The organism is Prevotella sp. CAG:592, assembly GCF_000436015.1.
Classification (GTDB): Bacteria; Bacteroidota; Bacteroidia; order Bacteroidales; family Bacteroidaceae; genus Prevotella; species Prevotella pectinovora.
In genome coordinates, this window is record NZ_FR892563.1 from 1 (window position 1) to 7,976 (window position 7,976).

General features: G+C 48.6%; 5 protein-coding genes and 1 tRNA gene. 1 reads left to right on the top strand and 5 read right to left on the bottom strand.

Annotation, left to right across the window (positions count from 1 at the left end; genetic code table 11):
- Nucleotides 1–162 precede the first annotated feature (162 nt).
- Nucleotides 163–235 (top strand) — tRNA-Pro (locus tag QVO99_RS04990).
- 446 nt (nucleotides 236–681) lie between these two features.
- On the opposite strand, the gene QVO99_RS04995 is transcribed toward QVO99_RS04990, so the two are convergent.
- The 5 genes from QVO99_RS04995 to QVO99_RS05015 all read right to left on the bottom strand — a co-directional run.
- Nucleotides 682–3,672: a PEP/pyruvate-binding domain-containing protein gene (locus QVO99_RS04995; RefSeq protein WP_022316502.1), complete on the bottom strand. Its 2,991-nt coding sequence runs from the start codon at nucleotides 3,670–3,672 to the stop codon at nucleotides 682–684.
- A 1,075-nt stretch (nucleotides 3,673–4,747) separates the two neighbouring features.
- On the bottom strand, nucleotides 4,748–5,191 hold the full coding sequence (locus QVO99_RS05000) for a septal ring lytic transglycosylase RlpA family protein (RefSeq protein WP_231560831.1): 444 nt from the start codon (nucleotides 5,189–5,191) through the stop codon (nucleotides 4,748–4,750).
- 39 nt (nucleotides 5,192–5,230) lie between these two features.
- A complete protein-coding gene (gdhA, locus tag QVO99_RS05005) occupies nucleotides 5,231–6,568 on the bottom strand; it encodes an NADP-specific glutamate dehydrogenase (RefSeq protein ID WP_022316504.1) in 1,338 nt (445 codons plus the stop codon).
- A gap of 186 nt (nucleotides 6,569–6,754) precedes the next feature.
- The gene (locus tag QVO99_RS05010; RefSeq protein ID WP_156136960.1) at nucleotides 6,755–7,609 is read right to left on the bottom strand and encodes a hypothetical protein; all 855 of its coding nucleotides are present in this window, start codon (nucleotides 7,607–7,609) and stop codon (nucleotides 6,755–6,757) included.
- A gap of 123 nt (nucleotides 7,610–7,732) precedes the next feature.
- A partial coding sequence (locus tag QVO99_RS05015) for a helix-turn-helix domain-containing protein (RefSeq protein ID WP_288176968.1) occupies nucleotides 7,733–7,976 on the bottom strand: 244 nt, incomplete at its 5' end.

Here is a 7,976-nt window from a genome sequence, read left to right on the forward strand (position 1 = left end):
TGCTCTACCAACTGAGCTATGGCACCATTGTCTTAATAAAAATCGCAACCATTTCTCGATTGCGGGTGCAAAGGTACGCTTTTTTTTCGTACTTCCAAAATTTTATCCCGAAAAATTTCGCTATTATCAAAAAATGCACTACCTTTGCATCACTTTAATAAACGGGATTTAGCGCAGTTGGTAGCGCACGTCGTTCGGGACGACGGGGTCGCTGGTTCGAGTCCAGTAATCCCGACAATACAAGGGTTAGGATATTGCATGGCAATATTTTAGCCCTTGTTACTTTATTATATTATTGTAGCTGAAGAAGAAGTAATCCAAAACACACCAATCCACATGAAGAAAATCAAGATTTGTGAACTTCATAAAAGCGCCGCACGAGACGTAAGGACATAAAAAAAGGAGTACCGCTGTACTCCAACCTTGTTAACCTTAAATCTAATACTATGAAAAACACGTTGCAAAGGTATTGCTTATAACAATAAATTGCAAGTGTTTTTCATGTATTTATTCCGAAATACACTCAATTCTTGATATACATCAAGGATATAATGTAACAAACCGTCAGCATTCCTCGCTTTTAAGTTACAAAACAACATAGGGTGTAACAATGCCAATGTATATTTCAGCCTGTCAGCACCTATCTGCTTCCAACTATCCAACAAGGAGGAGAAGCGGCCATTATCGTGCGTCGTTCCCTTTCGCATCTTCCGTATCGCATATTACCAGTCCCTCCTGTTTCATTCCGTCCATCATGATATGCAACGGTTTGCTGAAACGAACGTGGCGCACATGCGGTGTCTCTTCTACGGCAGGCATAGCGTCGAGAATCTCCTTGCGGAAGAATCCCATGCCTTTATTCTCGTCGATGGTGAAATAGCCGACACCGAAACTGGTGAGGTTCTGGAAGAAGTGAGTGCCCTGACTCGGATCCACACTGTAGTTCTTCAGCGTGGTCTCCACGATGAGTTTCGCCGCACTGATATGCGGCCACTTCACCGGCACACCGAGCCACGAATCACTCGAGCCCCATCTGCCGGGTCCCACAAGCACATAATTCTTGCCGTCGGCAAGGAATTTCTTGTTTATGCGCTCCACCTCCATCGCCACCACGGGATTGTCAGATGCCGTGAAGTTCTCGTCGGTCTTCACATACACCACATCCACGATATCGTCGCTCACTCCATGTCCCAGGGAATTGTGCGAGCGCAACAGACATTTGTCATCAGGAATTGTCATGATGTCTTGGTCGAGTACCTGTTTGCTGTCCACGATAGGACGTATCTGCAGGAGATAGAACTCTCCAGTGCGGTCATCATTGAGAGTGCAGGCAAACTCAATCTCCACCGGACGGCGCATACTGTCGGCGCCGTGGTGCATTGACAGTTTCAGCAGTTCGGGCAACGGGAACACTCCGTGGCGCAGCACACCGTTGAAACTGACTATCTTGCGTCCGCCATCATACAGTCCGTCGCGAATCACCCGGTCGTTGGCATCATAGGTGGAAGCGATAAAATTGAGAGCGCCGTCGTTTTCGGCATCCTTCACCTTGAGCTTCAGAATATTGAAACCGTCGTCCACCTTGAAGTCCACTCCCACGCGCTTCATGTCGAGGGCATAGAACTGCGTCTGTGTCTGGCGCAGGGCAATCTCCATGTCGCTCGTCTGCAACACCTGGGTGGGATGATACGGACTGACACGCAGCGTCTGTCCACCGTCTACGATATACTTTCCGAGTCCGAGGGCAAGACTGGCGATACCCTCCTCCGACTTCTCATATCCTAAAGGATAATAGTTGATGGAACGAAGCACACCGCTGAAATTAGGATAGAAATGGTCGCCATACTGCTTGCCCACCACCTCTTGAAGGATTACCGCCATCTTCTCCTGGTCTATCACGTTGCGCGTGGCAGTCATATACGCCTTGGAATCCTTGAAATACACCGAGGCGTAGACGCTCTTGATGGCAGCGGCGAGCATACGCAGCATCTCGTCCTTGTCGTCGAGATAGGGTATCATATATGTGGAATATATGCCGGCAAAGGGCTGGTAGTGTGAGTCTTCGAGCAGACTGCTGGAACGTATCGCTATAGGATGGCGGATAGCCTCGAAAAAGGTCTTGAAGTCGTCGATGAACTGGTCTGGCAGCTGCGCCTTGATGAATGCCTGGAGTATTTCCTCGTCGGGAGCATCGCTGAGTGCCAGCTGATAGAGGTTGTTGTTGTCCATGAACTGGTCGAAGACATCGGTACAGAGCACCACGGTCTTCGGTATCGACACCTTCACCCCCTCAAACTCATTGAATTCGGGATGTGTCTTTATGATATTGTCCAGAAAAGCGAGTCCTCTGCCCTTTCCGCCGAGCGAACCGTCGCCGATGCGGGCGAAGTGGCTGTAGGCATCGAAGCGGTCGCGTTTGAACACGGCCACCGTTCCCACGTTCTTCATGTGGCGGTATTGCACGATGGCATCGAAGATGATCTGGCGATGCTGGTCCACGTCTCTGAGTTTCTCCAGCGTCACCGTCTTAAGGAATTCCGACACGGGGAATATCGCCCTGGCACAGAGCCAACGGCTCACGTGGTTGCGCGACAGGTGGTAGAGCATGGAGTCATTTGGGATGCTGAAGATATTGTCCTGCAACTCCTTCAGGTTGCGTATGCGGCGTATCTCCTCATGGGTCTTGGGGTCGCGGAAGATCAAGTCTCCGAATCCCATGTGCTCCGCCATGACATTGCGCAGGTCGATGTTCATCTTCTTTGAATTCTTGTCGATGAAGCGGAATCCCAACTTCTCGGCTTTCTCGGCATTCTCCGTCTCGCTGCTCTCCATAATGAGCGGCAGGAACGGGGCACGGCGGTGGAACTCCGACAGCAGTTTGAGTCCTGCCTCAGAGTCTTTCACGCCTCCCTTCGGAAAACGGCAGTCGCTGATGACGCCGAGAATGTTTTCGGGGAAGCGCACGAAATAGTCCATCGCCTCCTCGTATGTTCTGGCGAGCACCACCTTTGGCCTTCCTCTCATTCGCAGCGTGGCGGTGTGGGAGTTGAGCGCCTCGGTAGCGAAGCTCTGGCTCTGGGTAAGGATGTAGCTATAGAGGTTGGGCAGGATGGAGGAGTAGAAGCGGATGCTGTCTTCCACCAGGAGTATCATCTGCACTCCCGCCTCGTCGATGTCGTGTTCGAGGTTCATCTTGTCCTCGATGAGTTTTATGATAGAGAGGATGAGATTGGTATTGCCGAGCCAGCAGAACACGTATTCGAATATCGAGAGGTCTTCGTTCATTATCCTTTGCGTGATGCCATGCGAGAATGGCGTGAGCACCACGCACGGGATATCCGGAAACTCCCTCTTCACCGCCCTCGCCACGGTGAAGGCGTCGTTGTCGGCATTTCCAGGCATACATATCACGAGGTCGATGCTCGTGGTGGAGAGCACTTCGGAGGCTTCCACCATGGTGCTCACCTGAGTGAAGGTGGGCGGATAGCGAAGGCCGAGCTCAGTATACTCATTGAAAATCTTTTCATCCACTCGCCCGTCGTCTTCGAGCATGAAGGCGTCGTAGGGGTTAGCGATGATGAGGACATTGAAAATACGATGCGTCATCAGGTTCTTGAATGACACATCCTTGAGATAAAACTTATTCCATTGCTGGGGCGCTTGTTCGTTCATAGGTTGGAGTGTTATTTGTTTGTATTGCCTGCAATTCACATCTTTGCACTGCTTCCGTTATGTGTCAGCAATGCTGATGAAATCGGTTCTTGATGCAAATATATCCATTTTCTCGCTAACACACAAATTAAGTATATATAAAATCACAAGCAATATGTCAACAATTTGGAATGAAAGACAACATATTAAACCTTAAACCACAGGTCCGGTTTGCCGACAAGCAAGTCTGCCACAAAGTGGCCGAACAACATTAAAAGGGACATTTTTATAAAGCAAAAGGGGATATTCGACACCCAACCTTTAAAAAACGTGAAAAGAAAAGGAATACAAGAAGAAAAGTTACGCCATTAAGAGTATAATACGTATATTTGCACTGAAAGTATATGGATAATTCTTACCACAACGAGCACAGGCATCATTAAAGCCTGATGCCAAAAATCTAAAGCATGAAGTAAGTTGGTTGCAACATGCGCCAACACGAGGAACGACAAAGGCGTTATTCAACAGTCTAATTCTCAAAACTTAAAAATGCAGGGATGATTGTTTATCTTGCGGCAAAGGGATTATCCTATATGATGACATTGACTGCGTATGTCATGCCTGAGAAACAAGGCTGACAGAAGCACGAAATAATTGTCGGGAATGTTATGCCGTGTCAGGAAACGAAGCAGCGGCGAAACGAACAGGCATCGGCGGCAAGCGGATTGTCTGAGACAAGAGATTCATAATAAAGACTTTTCATAACATTAATTAATTTATTGACTTACATATTTATTTAAAAACCTGGAGAGGTTTAAAAGAAATTCATGAAGCTGGATTGCCTGTTTTTCGCAGGACAACAATCTAAAGAACGATGTGATATCGGCGCTTCAAAACTTATGTAATTAGCGACATAAGGTAAATAGCTTTAGTGGAAGTTCAGCGTGCGAGAGCATACTGGACTTTTTTTTATGAACCGATCTAAAGCACATGAAAAACCAAATGCCAAGAAATACCTGGAATACAAAGAAACTCCAAGCCGCTGACAAAAACAAAAGAGACCAGACTCTGCACCAGGACAAATACAACAGCCGTCCTACTTCTTCACATTCTTCTGCTGCCATGCCGGCACATAGCCGTCAGCTGGTTTTGTCACCTCCAAGTCAAATTCCGGAAGTTCCACATCATCGTCACCACGATACGGAATTTCATTTTTGCGATGGAAACGCTCCACCAAGACCGTTCCCACTCCTGCCGCCATCAGCCCCAACTGTTTTGCCGCCGCCATCGAAAGGTCGATGATCCTGCGTGCATGACGCGAACAGCGGTCGGTAACCCTCACGACAACACTCTTGCCGTTTTTCACGTTTGTCACCCTTAGCAAAGTGCCAAGAGCATACTTTGCATGGGCACACGTCATACTGTCGCGATGGTATTTCTCCCCATTGCTCATTCGTCTGCCATGCATACGGTTAGAATAATAGGATGCCACCCCTCTCTCCTGAGCGAGGAGAGAGAGACGACATCCAAATGTAATCAATAAAATCAGTATTATGAAGTATTTTCTCATCAAAAAGAATTATACTATACCCTGAGCCATCATAGCGTGAGCTACCTTCATGAAGCCGGCGATGTTAGCACCCTTCACGTAGTTGATGTAGCCGTCAGCCTCAGTACCGTACTTAACGCACTGCTCATAGATGTCGCTCATGATCTGATGCAGACGCTCGTCTACCTCAGCCTCTGTCCAACCGAGGTGGATAGCGTTCTGAGTCATCTCAAGACCAGAAGTAGCAACACCACCAGCGTTGACAGCCTTGCCAGGAGCGAAGAGCTGCTTAGCCTCGATGAACTTGTCAACAGCCTCAGCTGTACATCCCATGTTAGAAACCTCAGCTACGCACAATGTCTTGTTAGCGAGGAGCATGTCTGCGTCAGCAGCACCGAGCTCGTTCTGGGTAGCGCAAGGCAGAGCGATGTCAACCTTAACCTCCCATGGCTTCTTGCCAGCAACGAACTTAGCCTCTGGATATTTCTCAGCGTATGGTGCACAAACGTCGTTACCGCTTGAACGGAGCTCGAGCATATAGTCGATCTTCTCACCGCTGATACCTGTTGGGTCGTAGATGTAGCCGTCTGGACCAGAGATTGTAACAACCTTAGCGCCGAGCTGGGTAGCCTTTGTAACAGCACCCCATGCCACGTTACCGAAACCGCTGACAGCGACTGTCTTGCCCTTGATGTCGATATTGTGAGTCTCGAGCATATGATGCACGTAGTAGATAGCACCGAAACCAGTAGCCTCAGGACGGATCTTTGAACCACCGTACTCAAGTCCCTTACCTGTCAATACACCGTTCCACTGGTGTGTGAGCTTCTTGTACATACCGAACATGTAACCGATCTCACGGCCACCAACGCCGATATCACCTGCAGGAACGTCCTCGTTAGGACCGATGTGACGATAAAGCTCTGTCATGAAAGCCTGGCAGAAACGCATAACCTCTGCGTCGCTTCTTCCACGGATAGAGAAGTCTGAACCTCCCTTACCACCGCCCATTGGCAGAGTAGTAAGTGCATTCTTGAATGTCTGCTCGAAGCCCAAGAACTTCAGGATTGAAAGGTTTACTGACGGATGGAAGCGGATACCACCCTTGTACGGACCGATAGCGCTGTTGAACTGCACGCGGTAACCGAGGTTTACATGAATCTCACCGTTGTCGTCAACCCATGGCACACGGAACGTGATGATACGCTCTGGCTCCACGATGCGCTCGATAATCTTAGCTTTCTCGAACTCAGGATGCTGGTTGTAAACGTCCTGGATGGAAATAAGTACTTCCTTAACTGCCTGTAGATACTCCAACTCGCCTGGATGCTTCTGCTCCAGCTGTTGCATGATTTTCTCCACTTCCATAGTAATGTGTTTTTATTTAAAAGATTATGTTAATTATGTGTTTTATCAAAGTGTTTATTATCACATCGCAAATGTAGGCATTTTCAAAATACGCTGCAAGAAAAATCGAGAAAATTTTATTTTAGTTCTTACTATTTGTTAAATATCTGCTGGTATAGCACCGAAAAACTCGTTTTCTGAGCTTTTTCACCTTATTGTAGTGACGTCAAACTCTCTGATTTCTGATTTGCGGAGTTGTGCCGACTCTTGGGCGCAGACTGTGAAATGCACCTTGCCGTCTTTCAGTTTCTTGTCTGCCTTCACCATCGCCGTATAGCGTATTCCCTTGCCGGGAGCGATTTTTTCCACTATGATTGGAGCCGAAACGAAGACATGCTTGTTGCCGGAAGTCTCCATCACCATGGGTTTCACATTATACATATATTCCGGAGTATTGTTGTATACCTCCACCACCACTTTTGCCAATTCACCGCTATGCAGCTCAAGACCGTTGCCCTTGCCCACGAATCTCACGCTGCGGAGCTCCAGGGGCGAAGCGCTGACTGGAGCCGGATCTGACTGGAGCTTGCTGACTACATCCGGTTCTTCAACGGATGTATTATCGGCAGGAGCATCAAACTGTATCACGTCGTCACCGCCATTCTCAGGGTCGAAATCGCTTGTGGCGTCATCGTCTGAATCGCCATAAGACCGGCTGTCATACGAGGAATTGCCGTTTCTGTCGTCTCCACGGTAATTCCCGTTTCTGTTGTCTCCACGGTAATTGCCGTCGTAGCGTTCTGCCTTTCGCTGCTGTGCCTTATCAGCGGCGTCACCCACCACGGCACCTATCACGGCACCGCCGGCCATGCCAACTATCGTACCGACATCGCTGCCTCTTGGTCCACCGCTTATGCCACCGATGGCGGAACCGAGAATGCTTCCCAACTCTGCTCCGAGAAATCCTCCCGAAGCGCCGCCGTCGCTAATCGAACCGCAGCCCGACACCAACAGTGCCGCACTGAGTACTACCGCAAATAATCCGTTTCCTTTCATAATCATAGTGTGTTTATGTCCGTAATATATATATATGTCGATGGTGCGCACCATCGCACAATACAAAGATAGGAATTATTATTTACATTGCATCCTAAATTGAGCAAAAGAAACAATTTTAGGGAAGTTTTACCCTTCTGCATCTCCGTTTCTCCATTCCTTCGGACTCTTTCCCTTTGATGCCTTGAAGCTTCTGCTGAAATATTTAGGGTCGGAGTATCCGCAAGAATATGCAACGTCGCTTATCGGGATATCGGTTGACGAGAGCAGATGGCACGCACGTTTCATACGCGCCTCACGCAGGAAGTCGAGTGGCGTCACTCCCATGATCTGCTTCATCTTGCGCAGCAGCCCCGACCGGCTCATGGCTGCT

Excerpts from the sequence above, each read along its gene's own strand:
- QVO99_RS04995 (WP_022316502.1), bottom strand. The coding sequence starts at position 3,672 with ATGAACGAACAAGCGCCCCAGCAATGGAATAAGTTTTATCTCAAGGAT.
- gdhA (WP_022316504.1), bottom strand. The coding sequence starts at position 6,568 with ATGGAAGTGGAGAAAATCATGCAACAGCTGGAGCAGAAGCATCCAGGC.
- QVO99_RS05010 (WP_156136960.1), bottom strand. The coding sequence starts at position 7,609 with ATGATTATGAAAGGAAACGGATTATTTGCGGTAGTACTCAGTGCGGCA.